Origin of the sequence: Pseudomonas oryzicola, assembly GCF_014269185.2 — a bacterium.
Taxonomy (GTDB): Bacteria; Pseudomonadota; Gammaproteobacteria; order Pseudomonadales; family Pseudomonadaceae; genus Aquipseudomonas; species Aquipseudomonas oryzicola.
This window is the reverse complement of sequence record NZ_JABWRZ020000001.1, coordinates 3,195,891-3,215,678: the sequence shown is the minus strand read 5'-3', so window position 1 is coordinate 3,215,678 and position 19,788 is coordinate 3,195,891. Positions and strand designations below refer to the sequence as shown.

General features: G+C 63.5%; 21 protein-coding genes. 5 read left to right on the top strand and 16 right to left on the bottom strand.

What is annotated here, in order from left to right:
- Positions 1-14: 14 nt before the first annotated feature.
- Complete coding sequence (locus HU760_RS14780) at positions 15-1,511, top strand: TolC family protein (protein ID WP_186679879.1); 1,497 nt, start codon at positions 15-17, stop codon at positions 1,509-1,511.
- Positions 1,512-1,517: 6 nt separating this feature from the next.
- Here the strand turns inward: HU760_RS14780 and cysC are convergent, their stop codons facing one another.
- The 3 genes from cysC to HU760_RS14765 all read right to left on the bottom strand — a co-directional run bounded on the left by cysC (position 1,518) and on the right by HU760_RS14765 (position 5,121).
- Positions 1,518-2,129, bottom strand: coding sequence for an adenylyl-sulfate kinase (gene cysC / locus HU760_RS14775; RefSeq protein WP_186679882.1), 612 nt, complete (start codon positions 2,127-2,129; stop codon positions 1,518-1,520).
- Positions 2,130-2,493: 364 nt separating this feature from the next.
- On the bottom strand, positions 2,494-3,867 hold the full coding sequence (gene ppnN / locus HU760_RS14770; protein ID WP_186679885.1) for a nucleotide 5'-monophosphate nucleosidase PpnN: 1,374 nt from the start codon (positions 3,865-3,867) through the stop codon (positions 2,494-2,496).
- Between the two features lie 192 nt (positions 3,868-4,059).
- Positions 4,060-5,121: a YeiH family protein gene (locus HU760_RS14765; RefSeq protein WP_186679888.1), complete on the bottom strand. Its 1,062-nt coding sequence runs from the start codon at positions 5,119-5,121 to the stop codon at positions 4,060-4,062.
- A 111-nt stretch (positions 5,122-5,232) separates the two neighbouring features.
- On the opposite strand from HU760_RS14765, the gene HU760_RS14760 reads away from it, so the two are divergent.
- On the top strand, positions 5,233-6,120 hold the full coding sequence (locus tag HU760_RS14760) for a LysR family transcriptional regulator (RefSeq protein ID WP_186679891.1): 888 nt from the start codon (positions 5,233-5,235) through the stop codon (positions 6,118-6,120).
- An 11-nt stretch (positions 6,121-6,131) separates the two neighbouring features.
- Here HU760_RS14760 and pncB read toward each other — a convergent pair whose 3' ends face one another.
- Complete coding sequence (gene pncB, locus HU760_RS14755) at positions 6,132-7,331, bottom strand: nicotinate phosphoribosyltransferase (protein WP_186679894.1); 1,200 nt, start codon at positions 7,329-7,331, stop codon at positions 6,132-6,134.
- Positions 7,328-7,978 (bottom strand): isochorismatase family protein, encoded by a 651-nt coding sequence (locus tag HU760_RS14750; RefSeq protein ID WP_186679897.1) that lies wholly within the window; start codon positions 7,976-7,978, stop codon positions 7,328-7,330. The genes pncB and HU760_RS14750 overlap by 4 nt, the downstream gene beginning before the upstream one ends.
- Positions 7,979-8,117: 139 nt before the next feature.
- Between HU760_RS14750 and HU760_RS14745 the strand changes: the two genes are divergently transcribed.
- Positions 8,118-8,822, top strand: a complete 705-nt coding sequence (locus HU760_RS14745; RefSeq protein WP_186679900.1) for an NUDIX hydrolase — start codon at positions 8,118-8,120, stop codon at positions 8,820-8,822.
- 46 nt (positions 8,823-8,868) lie between these two features.
- Here the strand turns inward: HU760_RS14745 and HU760_RS14740 are convergent, their stop codons facing one another.
- Together HU760_RS14740 and HU760_RS14735 are read right to left on the bottom strand one after the other, a co-directional pair.
- Positions 8,869-10,281 carry a purine-cytosine permease family protein gene (locus HU760_RS14740; RefSeq protein WP_186679903.1) on the bottom strand — a complete coding sequence of 471 codons (1,413 nt, stop codon included), beginning with the start codon at positions 10,279-10,281 and terminating at the stop codon, positions 8,869-8,871.
- A gap of 207 nt (positions 10,282-10,488) precedes the next feature.
- Positions 10,489-10,941, bottom strand: coding sequence for an Lrp/AsnC family transcriptional regulator (locus HU760_RS14735; protein ID WP_186679905.1), 453 nt, complete (start codon positions 10,939-10,941; stop codon positions 10,489-10,491).
- A gap of 112 nt (positions 10,942-11,053) precedes the next feature.
- Between HU760_RS14735 and HU760_RS14730 the strand changes: the two genes are divergently transcribed.
- Both HU760_RS14730 and HU760_RS14725 read left to right on the top strand, forming a co-directional pair.
- Positions 11,054-11,668: a LysE family translocator gene (locus HU760_RS14730; protein WP_186679908.1), complete on the top strand. Its 615-nt coding sequence runs from the start codon at positions 11,054-11,056 to the stop codon at positions 11,666-11,668.
- 85 nt (positions 11,669-11,753) lie between these two features.
- Positions 11,754-12,386, top strand: coding sequence for a LysE family translocator (locus tag HU760_RS14725; protein WP_186679910.1), 633 nt, complete (start codon positions 11,754-11,756; stop codon positions 12,384-12,386).
- 78 nt (positions 12,387-12,464) lie between these two features.
- On the opposite strand, the gene HU760_RS14720 is transcribed toward HU760_RS14725, so the two are convergent.
- From HU760_RS14720 to HU760_RS14680, 9 genes are all read right to left on the bottom strand, one after another.
- Complete coding sequence (locus tag HU760_RS14720; protein ID WP_170030293.1) at positions 12,465-13,028, bottom strand: NUDIX hydrolase; 564 nt, start codon at positions 13,026-13,028, stop codon at positions 12,465-12,467.
- A gap of 2 nt (positions 13,029-13,030) precedes the next feature.
- A complete protein-coding gene (locus HU760_RS14715) occupies positions 13,031-13,783 on the bottom strand; it encodes a GntR family transcriptional regulator (RefSeq protein WP_186679913.1) in 753 nt (250 codons plus the stop codon).
- A gap of 90 nt (positions 13,784-13,873) precedes the next feature.
- Entirely contained in the window at positions 13,874-14,263 is a 390-nt protein-coding gene (locus HU760_RS14710) for a carboxymuconolactone decarboxylase family protein (protein ID WP_008100863.1), read from the bottom strand.
- Positions 14,264-14,400: 137 nt separating this feature from the next.
- Positions 14,401-14,889 carry a flavin reductase family protein gene (locus HU760_RS14705; protein WP_186679916.1) on the bottom strand — a complete coding sequence of 163 codons (489 nt, stop codon included), beginning with the start codon at positions 14,887-14,889 and terminating at the stop codon, positions 14,401-14,403.
- Positions 14,890-14,902: 13 nt separating this feature from the next.
- The gene (locus HU760_RS14700; RefSeq protein WP_186679918.1) at positions 14,903-16,384 is read right to left on the bottom strand and encodes an aldehyde dehydrogenase; all 1,482 of its coding nucleotides are present in this window, start codon (positions 16,382-16,384) and stop codon (positions 14,903-14,905) included.
- Positions 16,381-17,214 carry an alpha/beta fold hydrolase gene (locus HU760_RS14695; protein ID WP_186679921.1) on the bottom strand — a complete coding sequence of 278 codons (834 nt, stop codon included), beginning with the start codon at positions 17,212-17,214 and terminating at the stop codon, positions 16,381-16,383. The genes HU760_RS14700 and HU760_RS14695 overlap by 4 nt, the downstream gene beginning before the upstream one ends.
- A gap of 68 nt (positions 17,215-17,282) precedes the next feature.
- Positions 17,283-17,879, bottom strand: coding sequence for an amino acid synthesis family protein (locus HU760_RS14690; protein WP_186679924.1), 597 nt, complete (start codon positions 17,877-17,879; stop codon positions 17,283-17,285).
- A 192-nt stretch (positions 17,880-18,071) separates the two neighbouring features.
- Positions 18,072-19,112: an LLM class flavin-dependent oxidoreductase gene (locus HU760_RS14685; RefSeq protein WP_186679927.1), complete on the bottom strand. Its 1,041-nt coding sequence runs from the start codon at positions 19,110-19,112 to the stop codon at positions 18,072-18,074.
- Positions 19,113-19,195: 83 nt separating this feature from the next.
- The gene (locus HU760_RS14680; protein WP_186679930.1) at positions 19,196-19,681 is read right to left on the bottom strand and encodes a flavin reductase family protein; all 486 of its coding nucleotides are present in this window, start codon (positions 19,679-19,681) and stop codon (positions 19,196-19,198) included.
- Positions 19,682-19,788: the final 107 nt, after the last annotated feature.

The following is a 19,788-nucleotide window of genomic DNA, read 5'->3' as shown; positions in this document are numbered from 1 at the left end:
AGGGGGCGGAAGGGATGAGTAGAGCGTCAAGGATATTTGTGGTGAGCCTGTTGGCATTGGCGGTGAGCGGCTGTGCCGTCAAGACCCAGCCGATCGAGCGCAGCGTCAGCGAGCAGCGGGCACGGCAGGATCTGGCCAGCATGTTCAAGGGCCAGGAGGCGTTGCAAGGCCCGCTGACACTGCACCAGGCGATGGCGCGGGCAGTCAAGTACAACCTGGAAGCTCGCCTGAAGGTCATGGAAGAAGCCCTGGCCCAGCGCCAGGTGGACCTGGCCACCTTCGACATGCTGCCCCGTATGGCGGCCTCCGCGGGCTATGCCGGGCGGAGCAACGTCAGCGCTGCCAGCAGCCGCAGCGTGCTGACCAATACCCAGTCCCTGGAACCATCGACTTCCCAGGACCGCGACCGGGACGTGGCCGACCTGACCATGGTCTGGAACGTGCTGGATTTCGGTGTCAGCTATGTCAGTGCCAAGCAGCAGGGCGACCAGCGCCTGATCGTGCAGGAGCGCCGGCGCAAGGTGGTACAGACCATCATTCAGGACGTGCGTTCGGCGTACTGGCGGGCAGTGGCCGCCGAGCGCCTGCTCAAGCAGATCGACACATTGATGGCGCGGGTCGAGCAGGCGCGCGACAACAGCCAGCGCATGGGTGACCAGCGTATCGGTGACCCCATCCAGGCGTTGACCTACCAGCGTTCGCTGATCGAGGCGACCCGCCAGCTGGAAGAGCAACGCCGGGCCTTGTCGCTGGCCAAGACCGAACTGGGTGCGCTGATCAACCTGCCACCGGGCAGTGAACTGACTCTGGCAGAAAACACCGATTATGCTGTGCCCGAACTGAAGGTGGGCCTGGACAGCCTGGAGCAGCAGGCCTTGGCGTCGCGCCCGGAACTGCGCGAGCAGGACTACCAGGCACGCATCAGCGCCGCCGAGGTGCGCAAATCGATGTTGCGCATGTTGCCGGGGCTGGAGTTCTCCGCTGGCGGCCATTACGACAGCAACAGCTTCCTGACCAACCAGCACTGGGCCGACTATGGTGTGAAGATCACCTGGAACCTGTTCAACGTGCTGTCTGGCCCTGCCTCGATCGATGTGGCAAAGGCTGGCGAGCAGGTGGTCGAGGCGCGCCGCCAGGCGATGTCGATGGCCATCCTGGCCCAGCTCTACGTGGCCAATGCCAACTTCAGCGAGGCCCGCCGGCAATTCGCCACGAGCCAGCAACTGGTCCTTCTCGACCAACAGATCGTCGAGCAACTGCGCAATCGCCACCAGGCCGAAGGCATTGGCGAGCTGGAGTTGATCCAGGGCGAGCTGAACGCCCTGCAGGCTGACCTGCGCCGCGACCTGGCCTACGCCGAGTTGCGTAACAGCTATGGCCAACTGTTCGCCAGCGCTGGCCTGGATCCGCTGCCCGCGACCCTGCCGTCCGGCGAGCTCGCCGACATCGCCCAGGCCCTGAGCAGCAGCGAAGCGCGCTGGCAGCAAGGGGACATCACGCCGGGGTCCTGAGCCCCGTCATCGGGCGGGCTGGGGTGACTGCTGCTCCAGCACCTGCCCGAGTGCCTGATGCAGGACATGCTCCTGCACATAGCGCAGCAACTGCTGCTGCGATACCTCTGCCACAACGCCGGCAGTGTCTATTACCAACTCGGCGTGCAGCGGTGTCTCGTAGGGCGCATCGATGCCGGTGAACCCCCGCAGTTCGCCGGCCCGTGCCCGCCGATACAGGCCTTTGGGGTCGCGTGCTTCGCAGGTCGCCAGGTCGGCGCTGACATGCACCTCATGGAACCCCGTTTTGCAGGCCTTGCGCGCGGCGGCACGATCGGCGCGATAGGGTGAAATGAGTGCGGCGATGCAGATCAGGCCGGCATCGGCGAACAGCGCGGCCACCTCGCCGGCACGGCGGATGTTTTCATGCCGGTCGGCGGGGGAGAAGCCAAGGTCGGCGTTCAGGCCGGTGCGCAGGGCATCGCCATCGAGTACATAACTGGCGTGTCCCTGCGCGTTCAGGCATTGGGCCAGGGTGGCGGCCAAGGTTGACTTGCCGGCGCCGGACAGCCCGGTCAACCAGATGACCGCACCGCGTCGGGTTGGCTGTGGGTGTTGCTCGCTTCCTGCGCTGTGCACGTCGAACCCTCCGGGTAGAAAGACCGAGTGTACTGCGCGGCACCGCGTGGTGTCAGTCTACTGAAAATTCCACATAGTCCGGATGCGCTTGATCCGTTTGATGCTTTTGATTTTGCTTCTAAGCGCGCGATAGTTCAGGCGCCGCCGAATGCGACTTCAGGAGGCCGAGCGGAGGGCTTGCGGAGGGAGGTGACGGGCATGGATGCCCGTCAAGCGCTGAGGCCCCATGGATGGGGCCTGCAGCGCGTCCTCCCGGGAGCGAGCCCTGCGTTCGGCCTCCTGAAGTCGCGAAGATCAAGATCAAGATCAAGATCAAAAGCAGGTGGCGGTGACGGCCGGTGGTTCTGTTACCTCTGTAACAGGATCAGGTCACCACCTGATAGCACGGTACATACGCGGCGCCGCCGGGCAGTTTCATCCGATGCTGGTCGACGAACGCTTGCAACAGCCGGCCCAGAGGGTCCAGCACGGCGCTGTCGCCACGGATCTGATACGGCCCATGCTCCTCGATCAGGCGGATGCCCTTGTCCTTCACGTTACCTGCGACAATGCCCGAGAAGGCCCGGCGCAGGTTGGCGGCCAGTTCATGCGCGGGCAGTTCGCGCCGCAGGTCCAGGTCGGCCATGGCCTGGTGAGTCGGGTCGAACGGGCGCTGGAAGCTTTCCTCGATCTTCAATAGCCAGTTGAAATGGAAGGCATCGTTGCGCTCACGGCGGAACTGCTTGACCTCCTTGAGCCCTTCGACCATGTGCCGGGCAACTTCCGCCGGATCGTCAATGATGATCTGGTACAGGCGATGCGCCGCTTCACCAAGAGTGGCGCCGACGAACGCGTGCAATTGCTGCAGGTACGGCTCTGCGCTGCGCGGTCCGGTGAGCACCACCGGGAACGGCAGGTCCTGGTTGTCCGGGTGCATGAGGATGCCCAGCAGGTAGAGGAATTCTTCGGCCGTACCGGCACCGCCCGGGAAGATGATGATCCCGTGGCCGACACGGACAAAGGCTTCCAGACGCTTCTCGATGTCCGGCAAGATCACCAGTTCGTTGACGATCGGATTGGGCGCCTCGGCGGCGATGATCCCGGGTTCGGTGAGGCCCAGGTAGCGGCTGCCGTGCATGCGCTGCTTGGCGTGGGCAATGGTTGCGCCCTTCATCGGGCCCTTCATCACGCCTGGGCCGCAGCCGGTGCACACGTCCAGTTTGCGCAGGCCCAGTTCGTGGCCGACCTTCTTGGTGTATTGGTATTCCTCGCTGCTGATCGAATGGCCACCCCAGCACACCACCATCTTCGGCTCCACGCCCGGACGCAGGGTGCGGGCATTGCGCAGCAGGTGGAACACGTAGTCGGTGATGCCCTGGGAGCTTTCCAGGTCGATACGCTGGCTGGCCAGTTCGCTTTCGGTGTAGACGATGTCGCGCAGGGCGCTGAACAGCATTTCCCGGGTGCTGGCGATCATCTCGCCATCGACGAAGGCGTCGGCTGGGGCATTCAGCAACTCCAGGCGCACGCCACGGTCCTGTTGGTGGATACGTACCTCGAAGTCCTGATAGGCCTCGAGGATGGTCTTGGCATTGTCGACATGAGCGCCGGTGTTGAGGATGGCCAGGGCGCACTGGCGGAACAGGGTGTAAAGGCTACCGGTACCGACTTCACTGAGTTGCTGCACTTCACGTTGTGACAGCGTCTCCAGGCTGCCTTTGGGGCTGACGGATGCGTTGATGACATGGCGTTGAGGCATCTAAGTCTTTCCTGTGCGGGTAAAACATCCTTCTTTGACAACACCATACCGAGAAATGTGAGCGGCAACGAGGGGGATGCTGAAAAAGCTTGAGTCCGGTTTGCCTTCTTCACCGGTAAACCCGCTCCAGAATGGTCGCGCTGAACCTTCTGGAAGCGGGTTTACCGGCGAAGAAGCCACCTCGGCCTCAACTCATCCCAGTAGCTTCTGTACGCCGAGGGTTATTGCCAGCCCACCCCCGATCAGCCACAGGTTCAGGAGCGCCCCGGTGGCCAGTGCTCGCGGCCCGGCCTGGCGAATCTGGCTGAAGCGCGTTTCCATTCCCAGCGCTGTCATGGCCATGGTCAGGGTGAAGGTATCCAGGCTGTTGACCGCCTGCGTCACGCTGCCTGGCAGCACCTGCAGTGAATTCATCAGCACCAGCGCCAGGAAACCGAGGGCGAACCAGGGCATGGCGATGCGCCCGTTGCCCTGTGCCTGGCCCGGCAGGCGTGCGCGGCTGATCCACAACCCAGCCAGCAGCAGCACCGGCACCAGCAGCATGACCCGGGTCATCTTGACGATCGTGGCGATATGCGTGGCCTCGGGGCCGACGTTGCTGGCCGCGCCGACCACCTGGGCCACTTCGTGGAGGGTGCCACCGAGGTACAGGCCAGCGCTCATGGTATCCAGCTGCAGCCAGCCGGTGTTGATCGCCAACGGATAGAGGAACATCGACAAGGTACCGAACAGCACGACGCTGCCGACCGCCATGGCACTCTTGTGCGGCGCACTGCGCAGGGCCGACTCGAATGCCAGTACCGCAGCGGCACCGCAGATCGCGCTGCCCGCTGCGGTCAGCAAGGCGGTATCGCGGTCCAGCTTGAACACCTTGATGCCGCACCACAAGCCGATCAGCAGGGTGCTGCCTACCACCAGCACGGATACGATGAGCCCCGACCAGCCGACTTCGGCAATTTCCTGCAGGCTGATCCGCAGGCCGAAGAAGGCAACGGCAATGCGCAGCAGGCTGCGAGCGGAAAAGTTGATGCCTGCCGCCCAGCTCGCGGGTACCCCGTCACGCAGCGCGTTGGCATACAGCGCCCCGGCGACGATACCGACGATCAGCGGGCTGATACCCAGGTTGGCGATGGCCGGCAGGGCGGCCAGCTGGGTGACTGCCAGCGCGAACAGCGCGACGAACAGGATTCCATTGAGCCGCCCACGGGTAGAGAGGGTGGTTGCAACAGCAGGGTTGGACGGAACCGTGGCCATGTGAGTCCTCCGCAAGGGTGTTTCGACATGACTCACGGTAATTCGGTTATAAGCTTATAAAAAATCGTAATTTAAAATGGCAAATATCCGTAAATCTGATATTTTTTCTTCATGACCCCGGAGCAACTGATAACATTCGCCACCGTTGCCGAGCATGGCAACATCAGCCACGCGGCTCAGGCGCTGCACTTGTCGCAACCGGCGGTGTCTGGCCAGCTCAAGCTGCTGCAGGAAGCCTTTGGCGAGCCCCTTTACCAACGCGCTGGCCGCGGCGTGCGGTTGACGGCGGCCGGTGAACAACTGTTGGCCCATGCCGAGCGCTTGCGGGAAACCTTTCGCCAGGCCCAGGCGCTGCGCGAGGCCATGCGCGGGCTGGAACGCGGGACCTTGCGCATCGGTGCCAGTACCACGCCGGCCAGCTACCTGCTGCCGTACCTGATTGCCGATTTCCACGCCCGCTACCCGGAGGTGCAGGTCAGCACGTCCAACGGCAATACGGCGGAAATAGTCGCTGCGCTGGACAGTATCGATATTGCCCTGATCGAAGGGCCACCCGGGCAGGAGTTGCCACTGGGCACGGCGGTAACCGCGTGGCGGCACGACGAGATCGTTGCCATCGTGCCGCGTGGGCATCCGCTGGCGGACAGCGACCAGCAGACGCTGGCCGTGCTGGGGGCTTACCCATTGGTACTGCGCGAGAGCGGTTCAGGGGTGCGGCAAATCGTCGAGCGGGCCTTTGCCCGCAGTGGCGTGGCGATGCGCGTGGCGCTGGAGATTGCCGGCGTGGAAGGGGTGAAGGAGGCGGTGCGGGCCGGGATGGGCATCGGTTTCGTGTCGGCGATGTCGATTCGGCATGAGGATGGCGCGTTGCGCCGGTTGCAGGTCGCGCCGCAGGCGCTGGTGCGGCGCTTTTCCATCCTGGTGCCGCATGCAGCGACGCCGTCGCGGGCGGCGGCGCGGTTTCTGCAGTTGTGTCTAGGGGAGTCAGGGGTGGGTTAGCTGCTCGGGCCTCAGTTCACCTGAAAGACATGCTTCAGATAAGCCACGAAGTTCTCATCCCGGCACTGGGTCTTGCCCGGGCTGTCGGAGATCTTCGCTACCGGCGCGCCATTGCACGCAGTCATCTTGATCACGATATTCATCGGCTCCACGCCTGGAATGTCGCAGGTCAATCGGGTACCGATGCCAAAGCTGACATTGATCCGCTCATGCAGTGCCCGGTACAGCCCCAGCGCCTTGGCGAAATCCAGGCCGTCGGAAAAGATCAGCGTCTTGCTCTTCGGGTCGATGCCCAGCCGCTCATAGTGGGCAATGGCCTTTTCCGCCCAGGCCAGCGGGTCGCCCGAGTCATGCCGCAGGCCGTCGAACAGCTTGGCAAAGTACAGGTCGAAATCGCCCAGGAACGCATCCATGGTGATGCAGTCGGTCAGGGCGATGCCCAGCAACCCGCGGTATTCCCGCACCCAACATTCCAAGGCGGCAGCCTGGCTGTCGACCAGCCGTGGACCGAGCTGCTGGTGGGCCATGAACCATTCGTGGGCCATGGTGCCGATCGGCTTGAGCTGGTATTCACGGGCCAGGTGCACATTGCTGGTACCGACAAAGCGGCCCGGGAAGTCACGCTTGAGGATGTGCACCACCTCTTCCTGCACCCGGTAGGAAAAACGCCGCCGGGTACCGAAATCGGCCAGTTGGAAGCCGGCCAGTTCTTCGCTGCTAGCTTCGGCCTTGAGCCAGTCGAGTTTCTGATACAGGCGCTCGCGAACCTGCTCGATCACCACCTCGCGATAGCGGTAGCGGTTGCGTACCTCGCTGATGATCGCCAGCAGCGGGATTTCGTAGAGAATCACGTGCAGCCATGGCCCACGCACGCGGATCGCCAGTTGCCCGGCATCATCCAGGTACACCTGCACATAGCGCAGGTTGAAGCGGAACAGGCTGAGAAAACGGATGAAGTCCGGCTTGATGAAAGGGATCTTCTCCAGGTAGGCAAGCTGGTCATGGGTGACGCTGACATCGGCCAGTTGTTCGACCTGGTAGCGGATCTCTGCCAGGTAGGGGGCGAGGTTCTCGTCGTTGCGGCAGCGAAACTCCCATTCCACCTCGGCGTTGGGGTAGTTGTGCAGTACTGCCTGCATCATGGTGATCTTGTAGAAGTCGGTATCCAGCAGGTTCTGGATGATACGCGGGCCGAAAACGCTATCGCTCATGGGCGGTCTTCCTTGATTCGGGCAAGCTGGTGGTCGAGTGCAGCTTCATCACCGCAGAGGATCACGCCCTCGGCGGCCAGGGCACCACACGCCTCGATCGCCCCCGCCTGGGTGAGGGCGCGGCAGGCGGGCAGGTACAGCAATACCTGGAAGCCGGCCTGGCGCAGTTGCCGGGCGGTGGTCCTGACACAGTAGTCCAGGGCCAGGCCGCCGACGATCACCGCGCCTACCTGGTTGACCTTGAGGTACTCGATCACCCCGGTGGAGCGGCGCTCGCCCAGGTCGTGGTAACAGGCGCCGTAGGGGTGCAGGTCGGGCTCGACGCCTTTCCAGACGAAGTAATCGTAATCGATGGGGGCGGGCAGGCCGGGCAGCAGTTCAAAACCTGGAGTGCCGGGCACGCAGTGGCTGACCCAGGTCAGGTCGGCATCGGCCAGTTGCAGCGGCTGCAACATGTCGGCGTGGTCGGCGACTACCCAGGCGGCGTTGGCTGGATGGGCGTCCTTGCTGCCCAGGCGCAGGTCGGCGCGCAGCGCCATGGCATTGAGATCCACCACGATTTCGTCACCTTCGGGAACGGGTAGCTCTTGCGGGGCATTGGCAGTGAAGCCCTTTTGCGCGTCGACATCGAAGCTGGCGATCTTCATGGCGGTTCTCCTTGCTGGGATGGTCAAATAATCCACCTGGTGTATTAAGTGTGTCAAGGGCTTTTTATTTCAGGGTTAATGCTTGTATTACTTAACTTCTCTGGTGGAATATAGACGGATTCCTGAGCGGAGCCATCCCGTGAGTAGCACCGAAGTCCTGGCCAGCGTCGATATCGTCGCCCTGCGCATGGCCCCTGAAGCACAGCACCTGCAAGTGTTGCTGCACCGTCGTGAACGAGAACCGCATGTCGGCCAGTGGGCCTTGCCCGGGGTCATCGTCAACGGCCGAACCCCCGACACCAGCCTGGAAGGCGCTGCCGACCGGGCCCTGCGTGAAAAGGCGCAGGTATTGCCGCGTTACCTGGAACAGGTGGGTACCGAAGGCAATGCCTTCCGTGACCCCAGGGGCTGGTCGTTGAGCACCTTCTACCTGGCGCTGCTCGACCCGCAACAGCAGGTCGAGGGCGAGCAACTGGCGTTCTTCGATCTGGACAGCGTGCTGGAACGCAAGTTGCTGCTGCCGTTCGACCATAACCTGTTGGTTGGCCGTGCCCGCGAGCGCCTTGCCGCGAAGACCGTGTACAGCAGCTTGCCGCTTTACCTGCTGGCCGAGAAGTTCACCGTGCTGGATGCGCTGGGCGCGGTGCAGGCCTGCCTGGGGCAAGCGGTGAACAACACCTCGCTGCGCAAGCGGCTGGAGCGCTTGCGCGAGCTGGGGTGGGTGAGGGACACCGGGGAAAAGAACCAGCCGCGCCTTGGGCGGCCGCAGCAGTTGTATGCCTATACACCGCGGGGCGAGCGCGCGTTCATGTTCGACCGTAGCCTGTTGCCCGAGGGCGCCTGACTGGCTTGCCGCTCACCCCTTGCTGCCTGATCGACCGCAGAACAGGTCAATGCCCCATGGCTACCTTGGCACTGGCCTGGCGACGACGGTAGGCGCTGTCGCGGCTGGCCAGCCACCAGTACAGCGGCGAAGTGACCGCCAGGCCCACCAGCCACGACAAATCTGCACCGTTGATGTGCTCGGCAATCGGGCCGACATATAGCGGCGTGTTCATGAACGGGATTTGCACCACGATGCCCACGGCATAGGCGATCAGCGCCTGCGGGTTGTAACGCCCGTAGATGCCACCATCGACCTGGAAGATCGACTGGATGTCGTAGTCCCCCTTGTGAATGGCGTAGAAGTCGATCAGGTTGATCGCCGTCCAAGGTACCAATACCACCAGCAGCACCAGCACCATGTCGACGAAATGGCCGATGAAGTCTGCCGAGGCGAATACCGCCACCACGCAGCAGGCGCTCAGCACCACCAGTGACAGCACTGCACGGCTCCTGGCAGTGGGGATCCAGCGGTAGGCAAAGGTCTGCACCAGGGTGATGATCGACAGCACCGCACCATACAGGTTGAGGGCGTTGTGGCTGATCACGCTGAGCAGGAACAGCACCAGCATGATCGGCCCCAGGGTACCGGTGGCCAGCTTGACGGCGTCCATGGTGTCCATGCCGGCAGGGATCGCCAGCACCGCCACGGCGCCGAAGATGAACGACAGGCTGGAACCCAGCGCGGAACCCAGGTAGGTGGTCCAGAACGTCGCGCTGACCTTGACGTCGGCCGGCAGGTAGCGCGAATAGTCCGAGACATACGGGGCGAAGGCGATCTGCCACAGCGCCGCCAGCGACACGGTGGCCAGCCAGCCGGCCAGGTTGAAGCCGCCACGGCTGAGGAAGTCGTCGCTTTGCACATGGCTGAAGATGTAGCCGAAGCCGACCACGATGCCGATGCCCAGCACCCAGGTGCCGATGCGGTTGAGCACATGGATGAAGCGGTAACCGATGATGCCGATGATGCCCGAGCCCAGTGCACCGATGACGATGCCCACCGGCACGGGCACGACATCGACCACACCGTGCAGTGACTTTCCGGCAAGGACGATGTTGGAGGCGAAGAAGCCGATGTACATGACCCCGGCGATCACCACGACCAGCAGTGCGCCGAGCGAGCCGAACTGGGCGCGGCTCTGGATCATCTGCGGGATGCCCATCTGCGGGCCCTGGGCCGAGTGCAGCGCCATCAGCACACCACCAAGCAGATGGCCAACCAGGATGGCGACGACGCCCCACAGCAGGTTCAGGTGGAACAGCTGCACGCCCAATGCGCCGGTGACGATGGGCAGCGGCGCGATGTTGCCGCCGAACCACAGCGTGAACAGATCCCTTACCTTTCCATGGCGGTCTTGCGGGGGCACATAGCCGATCGTGTGTTTTTCTATCAGGGGGGCCGAATTGACTGCACTGGTCATGACTGACTCCAAGGCAAGGTGGGGCATCGGGAACTGCCCGGGGGCGTGCCGGCGAAGGGCGACGCGTTCTTGTTGGAGTGATGATGCGGGGCGCGGGTATAACGAGAAATTAGTAAATATGTGCCCACAAACCTTAAAAAACCTAGGGTTGGTGGGAAAAGTCGCCGCGCAGGCACTTTTCGTGCAGAACCCAAGGATGGCAACCGGCTACATCGGTAACAACCGATCCTGAATCACCTCCTTCATCACCAAGGTCGAACTCAACCGCTTCACATTGGGAATGCTGGTCAACTGCTCGTCATACAGCTTCTGGAATGCCGGCAAGTCCTTGGCCACCACGTGCAGCAGGTAATCCGGGTCGCCAAACAGCCGCTGTGCTTCGACAATCTGCGGAATCTCGGCCAAGGCTGCTTCAAAGTCCGCCACCGGCTGGCGGGTAACTTCGCGCAGGGTCACGAAAACCAGCGCCGCAAAGTTCAGGCCCAAGGCGCTCGGCGCCAAGCGGGCGTGATAGCCAAGAATCGCCCCGGTTTCCTCCAGTGCCTTCAAGCGCCGATGGCAAGGCGACAGGCTGAGCCCGACGCGGTCGGCCAGCTCGGTCACCGACAGCCGACCGTCTTTTTGCAGTTCGGCAAGAATTTTTCGATCGATCCTGTCCATTGAGAAGAATCTTCCAGTGTTCGGCGGCAGAGAGGGAATATACGAAAGAAAATGCCGCAGCGGAATACGTAATCTTTGCTCATCCCAAAGCAGTGGAAAAAGGAAGATTCAAGTGGCTCTCAGTGTTCTGGCGGCGTTCTGGGCCGTGTCGATGTTGTTCGTGATGACCCCCGGCGCGGACTGGGCCTATGCCATTTCGGCGGGCATGCGCGGGCGCTGGGTGATGCCTGCGGTGGCGGGAATGTTATCGGGGCATTTCCTGGCGACTTTGGTGGTGGCGGCCGGGGTTGGCAGCCTGCTGGCGGGTCACCCGCTGGCGCTGACCCTGCTGACTCTGGCAGGGTGCAGCTACCTGCTGTGGTTGGGTGGCAACCTGCTGCTGAGCCCGGCATTGCCGACGGCCGGGCAGGGCGGAGCCGGGGAGTCAGGTTCGCGCTGGGCATTCAAGGGGTTCTGCGTCAGCGGCCTGAACCCGAAAGTGTTCCTGCTGTTCCTGGCCCTGCTGCCGCAATTCACCGACCCGCAGTCGAGTTGGCCGGTGCCACTGCAGATACTGCTGCTGGGGCTGGTGCACCTGTGCAGTTCGCTGGTGATCTATTCGCTGGTCGGCTATGGCGCCAAAGCCGTGTTGAGCACCCGGCCACAGGCGGCGAAGCTGGTCGGGCGGGTTTCCGGCGTGGCGATGATCACGGTGGCCGTGGGCTTGATCGCCGGGCAGATGGGTTGAGGCCACTGTCCTCATCGCCGAAGCAGACGACAGGCGTGGCCTGGGATAGACTCGCAGCACTTCAATGCACAACCAGGACGTGCCCATGCCCGACACCGCGCAACTGCTCACCTTCGCCCTGATCTGCCTCGGCATGGTCCTGACCCCGGGGCCGAACATGATCTACCTGATCTCCCGCTCGATCTGTCAGGGCCGCAAGGCCGGGCTGATCTCGCTGGGCGGCGTGGCCCTGGGCTTCGTCATCTACATGGTCTGCGCCGCACTGGGGATCACTGCCCTGGTGATGGCGGTGCCCTTTGCCTACGACGCGCTGCGCATCGGGGGCGCGCTGTACCTGTTGTACCTGGCCTGGCAGGCGCTGCGCCCTGGCGGTCGTTCACCCTTCCAGGTTCGCGACCTGCCTGCCGACAGCCCGCGGCGGCTGTTCACCATGGGCTTCGCCACCAGCCTGCTCAACCCCAAGATTGCCGTCATGTACCTGTCGCTGATGCCGCAGTTCATCGAGCCGGGCCATGGCAGCGTGCTGTTGCAGTCGCTGGTGCTGGGTTCGACGCAGATCACCATCAGCGTCACGGTGAATGCCCTGATCGCGACCATGGCCGGGTCGATTGCCGTGTTCCTTGCCGGGCGCCCATCGTGGCAGCAGGTACAACGCTGGCTGATGGGCACGGTGCTGGCGGGCCTGGCCGTGCGCATGCTGGCCGAGGGGCGGCGCTGAGCGCGAGGCCTGCGGGGTGGCCCTGGAACAGTGGCCAGGCGAAGAGCCTGTGGCTTACTCGCGAGAGGCCGGCACAGGCTAGCGAATGAAGTGCACCTTGCCGGTGTCGTCATTGCCCATGTAGATGCCGTACACCCCAGCTTGCCGCTCGAGGATGTAGCGCTCCAGGATCTGCCGGATCGCCGGGTAGTAGATGTCGTCCCAGGGAATATCGTCCGGCTCGAAGAACTTGCAGGCCAGTGTTTCCGCCCCGTATTGCCCGGTTTCCTCGGTGGCGATGGCGCGGAAGATGATGTACACCTCGCTGATCTTCGGCACGCTGAAGATCGAGTACGGCGAGACGATCTCGGCGCGCACGCCAGTTTCTTCCCAGACCTCGCGCAATGCCGCCTGCTCGGTAGTCTCGCCGGCCTCCATGAAGCCGGCGGGCAAGGTCCAGGTGCCCGGGCGCGGCGGGATAGCGCGCTGGCATAGCAGGTACTTGCCATCGCGCTCGATGATGCAACCGGCAATGATCTTCGGGTTGATGTAGTGGATATAGCCGCAGCCGGTGCAGTGCAGGCGTTCGTGGGTGTCGCCTGTGGGAACGCCCCGGGCCAGTTCCGTGGTGCAGTGCGGGCAGTAGCGCGGGGCGTTGGGCATGGTCAGCGGCCTATGCGAGGTTCCTTGAGGGCCAGGGGCTCGACGATATCGCGCAGCTTGGCATTGTCATCCTGCTTCTGGCGCAGGTAGTCCAGGGCTACCTTGGCCGCGGCGCGGACGTGATCGACCGAGGCCTGGTGGGCAGCCAGCGGGTCACCGCTCTTGATCGCCTCGACGATTTTTTCCATTTCCCGGTTGCTGGCGCCGCGGCGGTTTTCCTGCGATACCGAGGTGGCGCGCAGGTAGCTGATGCGGGCCTGCAACTGGCGCAACTGCTGGGCTGCCACCTGGTTGCCGGAGCCCTCCAGCAGCACATCGTAGAAGCCTTGTACCGAATCCAGCACCTGTTGCAGCTCGCCTTCTTCGAGGGCCTCGCGGTTGACTTCCAGTGCGCGCTCCAGGGCACGGATGTCCTTGGCCTTGGCGTTGAGGGTGAACAGTTGCACGATCAGGCCTTCGAGCACGCAGCGCAGTTCATAGATGTCGCGGGCGTCTTCGAGGGTAATGATGGCCACGCGCGGGCCCTTGGCATCGGCGAACTCCACCAGGCCTTCCGACTCCAGGTGGCGCAGGGCCTCACGCACCGAGGTGCGGCTGACGCCGAGGCGGTCGCAGAGGTCGCGCTCGACCAGGCGGTCGCCCGGCAGCAGATGGAAGTTCATGATCGCGGCGCGCAGCTTGTCGAGCACGATTTCGCGCAGGGTAACGGGGTTGCGGTTGACCTTGAAACTGTCGTCGAGTGGCAGGCGTTTCATCGAGTGCGCTCTGAAAGAGGCTGCCCGACCGCAACTGCAACAGCACCACGAACCTCGGGTGCTCCTTGCATGGGTTCGAACAGCCCGGTGTTAACGGGTTGACTCCGCATCGGCTTCGGCGAACGCTTCGCGGGCCAGGCGGAAGCTGTCCACCGCCGCGGGCACGCCGCAATAAATGCCGACCTGGAGCAGGATCTCGCGAATCTGTTCACGGCTCAGGCCATTACGCAATGCGCCGCGAATGTGCAGCTTGAGCTCGTGGGGCCGGTTGAGCGCGGAAATCATGGCCAAGTTTATCATGCTGCGCTCTTTCAGCGACAAGCCTTCACGACCCCAGACGTGGCCCCAGCAGTATTCGGTGACTAGCTCCTGCAACGGTTTGGTGAAGTCGTCGGCGTTCTGGATAGAGCGGTTGACGTAGTCCTCGCCCAGCACCTGGGTGCGGATCTGCAGGCCTTTCTCGTACTTTTCGTTGCTCATGCGCAGTACTCCGGAAAAATAGGGTCATCGGTGTTGGCTTCTTCGCGGGCTTGCCCGCTCCCACGGGGATCACATAGATACTGAAACCTGTGCAGGACCTGTGGGAGCGGGCGAGCCCGCGAAGAAGCCAACGCGGTCTAGCAACCCAAGGGGGGCAGGGCGCCCAGCTTGCCCTTGTGGTAGACCATCGGCGTCACCGGCTCGGCCGGCAACACCAGGTTCTTCACTGCACCAACGATGATCGCGTGGTCACCGCCATCGTATTCGCGCCACAGTTCGCATTCGATGATCGCCGTGGCCCTGGTCAGCAGCGGGTTGCCCAGCTCGCTCAGGTGCCACTCGATGCCTTTGGCCTTGTCCTTGCCCTTGCCGGCGAACGCGTAGGCCTCGGCGGTCTGGTCGGCAGACAGCAGATGAATGGCGAACTGCTTGCTGTCACGCAGGATCGGGTAGGTGTCGGAGGCGTAGTTGGGGCAGAACAGCACCAGTGCCGGGTCGATCGACAACGCGCTGAACGCACTGGCGGTGATGCCGACGATGCCGCCATCGGCGTCCAGGGTGGTGACCACCGTGACGCCGGACGGGAAGGAGCCCATCACGTCTTTATAGATGCCGGGTTCGATCATGGGCGCAGTTCTCCTAGCGCATGACAAAGGGGTCGGGCATGGGCGCGGTGGACAAGTTGATCCACACCGTCTTCAGCTCGGTATAGGCCAGCACCGAATCGATGCCGCTCTCACGGCCGTAGCCGCTGTTCTTGAAGCCGCCGATCGGCGCCATGGCCGATACGGCGCGGTAGGTGTTGACCCAGATGATCCCCGAACGCACGTCGCGGGCCAGGCGGTGGGCACGGCCCAGGTCGCGGGTCCAGATACCGGCGGCCAGGCCGAACTGCGAGTCGTTGGCGATGGCCAGGGCTTCTTCTTCGGTCTTGAAGCGGATCACCGCAGCAACCGGGCCGAACACTTCCTCCTGCATGATGGTCATCGAGTTGCTGTCGCACTCGAACAGGGTCGGCTCGTAGAACCAGCCGTCACCCTCGACCACGGCACGCTTGCCGCCCATGTGCAGCCTGGCGCCTTCGGCCTTGGCCGCAGCCACCAGGCCTTCGACCACGGCCAGCTGTTGCGCGGTGGCCATCGGGCCCATTTCGCTGGCGTCGTCCTGCGGGTTGCCGATACGGATGCGCTTGGCGCGGGCGATCAGGCGGGCGACGAACTCGTCGAAGATTTCGTCCTGCACCAGCAGGCGCGAGCCGGCCACGCAGCTTTGCCCGGAGGCGGCATAGATGCCGGCCACGGCACCGTTGATGGCGCTGTCCAGGTCGGCGTCGGCGAAGATGATGTTCGGCGACTTGCCGCCCAGCTCCAGCGACAGCTTGGCGAAGTTCTCGGCACTGCTGCGCACCACGTGGCGGGCGGTGGCGGCACCGCCGGTGAAGGCGATCTTGCGTACCAGCGGGTGACGGGTCAGCGCTGCGCCGGTGCTCGGGCCGTAGCCGGTGACCACATTGACCACGCCGGGCGGGAAGCCGGCCTCCAGGGCCAGGCGGGCCAGTTCGAGAATGGTCGCCGAGGCGTGCTCGGACGGTTTGAGCACGATGGTATTGCCGGCGGCCAGGGCCGGCGCCAGCTTGATCGCGGTAAGGTACAGCGGGCTGTTCCACGGGATGATCCCGGCCACCACGCCGATCGGCTCGTGCACGGTGTAGGCGAACAGGTCGGGCTTGTCCAGCGGCAGGGTTCCGCCTTCGAGCTTGTCGGCCAGGCCTGCGGTGTAGTGGAAGAACTCCGGCAGGTAGCCGACCTGGCCGCGGGTTTCGCGGATCAGCTTGCCGTTGTCGCGGCTTTCCAGCTGGGCCAGGTGTTCCTTGTTTTCGGCAACCAGGTCGCCCAGGCGGCGCAGCAGCTTGCCGCGCGCGGTGGCGCTGATGCTGCGCCATTGCTGGCTGTCGAAGGCCCGCTGGGCGGCCTGCACGGCCAGCTCCACATCGACTTCGTCGGCATCTGGCAATTGTGCCCAGGCCTGGGCGGTGGCCGGGTTGAGGCTGTCGAAGGTCTTGCCGCTCTGGGCATCGCGCCATTGGCCGTCGATGCACATCTGGAAACGAACGAGGGTCATGCAACAATCCCCTTGGCGGATTCGGTAAGGGTGCGGGCTTGTGCGAGAAAGTCCAGCAGCATCTTGTTGACTTCACGCGGTGCTTCCACTGGCATCATATGCCGTTGCTCGGCGAGGACCACACTGTGCGCACCCGGAATGCTGGCGGCGAGCTGGCGGGCCATGGCCGGGGTAGAGCCCGAGTCGAGTTCGCCGGTGGCGATCAGCGTCGGCACCTGGATGCTGCCCAGGTCGGCGGCGCGGTACATGTCCTGGGTGGCGAACAGCGAATACGTGGTGTGGTAGCCCTGTGGGTCGTTGCTCGCCAGGACCTGGCGAATGGCGGCGACCTGCGCCGGGTTGGCAGCCTTGTATTCACGGCTGAACCAGCGGTCGAGCGCGGCGTCGACATTGGCGTCCGGGCCTTGCTCGGCTGCCTGGGCCGCGCGGGCGATAACCCCGGCACTCTGCTCGGGGGTGCGGTTGAACACACTGTTGAGTATCACCAGTGCCGCCAGGCGCTGTGGGTAATGCAAGGCGAACGCCCGGGCGACCAGGCCACCCATGGAGAAGCCGATCACGGTGGCCTGTGCGATCTGCAGGTGGTCGAGCAGCTCGGCAAGCTGGGCGGCATAGCCTTCCAGGCCGATGTCGGCAGCCGGCAGGGCACTTTGGCCGTGGCCGAGCATGTCGTAGGCGATGACGCGGTAGTCGTTGGCCAGGCCAACGAACTGACCGCCCCACATTTCCTTGTTCAGGCCCACGCCATGGATCAGTACCACGGGTTGGCCCTGGCCAACAGACAGGTAGCTGGTGCCGGCGGGGGTGCGTTCAGCAACAGGCTGAATCATGGAGGGCGCTCCTTCAAGGTCGGGCGCGGCGGGTAGGTACGTCACGCCCCGGCCCGTCTTGGTTGTTGTTATTGAGCGTTGGCTTTTTCGGCAGCCAGTTCTTCCAGGTCGATGTAGCGGTTGCCGATGCGTGGGTGCAGGCGGCCACCGTCGGAAGCCCCCAGGACCACGACGATTTCGTCGGCGCGCGGGGCATCTTCGATCTGCATTTCCAGGGTGATGTAGTGCGAGCGCAGGCCTTCGTCGTCCTTCTGCATCATCGGGATCTGGATCGAAGTGCCCGGGCCGCCGCGCTTGTTGGTGAAGCTCAGGTAGCTCTTGGCCTGTACCGCTTCGCGGTAGTGGTTGCCAAAGCGCAGGGTGTGAATGACCGCCGAGGCGTGTTCGATTTCGCCCTCCGCGCCGACCACGGCCGCTTTGCCATAGGCCTCGATCTTGTCGGCCCCGCCAATGGCGGCGGTCAGCCGCTCGACCATCAGGGCGCCCAGGTCCGAGCAATTGGCGCGGATTTCCGGCTTCAGATCTTCTACGAAACCGCGACCAGCCCATGGGTTCTTGATCACGACGGCCAGGCCGACCATGGTCACCGGCTTGTCGGTGGCCTTGCCGCCTTCGATGCGGGTCTCTTCGGAGTAGGTGACGATCTTGCGGATTTCGAAACTCATGGATGGCTCCTGGTGAGGGTTATCAGCTTTTGTTGTCTGATGGTATACCATAATATTTGTTGCGCAAGAGGCGGCTGGAAATTTCTCTGTTGCGAGGGGACGAAAGGCAAACACACCAAAAAAACCCGCTCCCGCGGGCCGCGATGACCCACGAAAGCGGGCGTGTCCCGCAATGGTTCAGGCAAAGGGAATTCAGGCGAACGCCGGCACCACTTCCTTGATGAACAGCGCGAGCGACTTCTTCTTCTCGGCATGCGGCAGGCTGTTGTCGCACCAGAAACTGAACTCGTCGACGCCCAGCGCCTGGTAGTACTTGATGCGGGCGATGATCTCTTGCGGGGTGCCGATCATGGTGTTCTTGCGGATGTTCTCCAGCTCGAACGCTGGCACTTCGGCAAACTTCGACTCCGGGCTTGGCTCAAGGAAACCGTTGACCGGGGTGGTCTTGTTGCCGAACCAGGCATCGAAGGTGCGATAGAAGCGCGAGATGGCCTGGGCGCCGACCTTCCAGCCATCCGGCTCGGCCGGGCTGTGCACGTGGGTGTGACGCAGCACCATCAGTTGTGGGCGCGGCACGCCCGGGTTGTTGTCGAGGGCCGCCTGGAACTTGTTCTTCAGGTCCAGCACTTCTTCGTCACCCTTCATCAGCGGCGTCACCATGACGTTGCAACCGTTGGCCACGGCGAAGTTGTGCGAGTCCGGGTCGCGGGCAGCGATCCACATTGGCGGGACGGCGTTGTAGGGTTTTGGCACGCTGGTGGAGGTGGGGAACTTGTACACCTCGCCGTCATGGGCGTAGTCGCCTTCCCACAGCTTGCGCACCACCGGCACCATTTCCCGCAGGGCCTTGCCGCCGTCGGTGGCCGGCATGCCACCGGCCATGCGGTCGAACTCGAACTGGTAGGCGCCACGGGCCAGGCCCACTTCCATGCGGCCCTTGCTGATCACGTCGAGCAGGGCACACTCGCCGGCGACCCGGATCGGGTTCCAGAACGGCGCGATGATGGTGCCGGCGCCCAGGCGGATCTTTTCGGTGCGTGCGGCCAGGTAGGCCAGCAATGGCATCGGGCTCGGCGAAATGGTGTATTCCATGGCGTGGTGTTCGCCGATCCACACGGTGCTGAAACCGCCGTTTTCGGCCATCAGGGTCAGTTCGGTCAGGTCTTCGAACAGCTGGCGGTGGCTGACCTGTTCATCCCAACGTTCCATGTGCACGAACAACGAAAATTTCATGGGGCTTTCCTCAACGCTTGTTGTTTTCACCCGCCATCAGGCGGGCTTCAGTGTGGGAGCGGGCCTGCGTCTGGCTGCAGGGCTCAGGCAAAGGCGGGCAGGCTGGCCATCTTGCCGCGGCAGTACACCATTGGCCGTGGCGCGTCTGCAGGGACGATCAGGTTGTGCACCTTGCCGACCATGATGGCGTGGTCGCCACCTTCGTATTCACGCCACAGTTCGCACTCGATGACAGCGGTGGCGCCGGCCAGGATCGGGTTGCCCAGTTCGCTCAGGGCCCATTCGATGCCGCTGGCCTTGTCCTTGCCCTTCTTGGCGAACGCATAGGCTTCGGCTTGCTGTTCACCGGAGAGCAGGTGGATGGCGAAGCGTTTCTGCCGGATCAGTACAGGGTAGGAGTCGGAGCTGTAGTTGGGGCAGAACAGCACCAGCGGCGGGTCCATCGACAGGGAGGAGAAGGCGCTGGCGGTCAGGCCGACGACCGAGCCGTCGTCGTCCAGGGTGGTGATGACGGTAACGCCGGACGGGAAGGAGCCCAGGACGTGCTTGTAGACGGTTGCGTCGATCATCGGGTGTACCTCTGAGGGGCTGCGGTGGTCCGCGGTTTTTATCGTTGATGTGTCTGATGGTATACCGTAATACCTATTTTGCAAGCGGAATTTTCAAGCTCACGGTT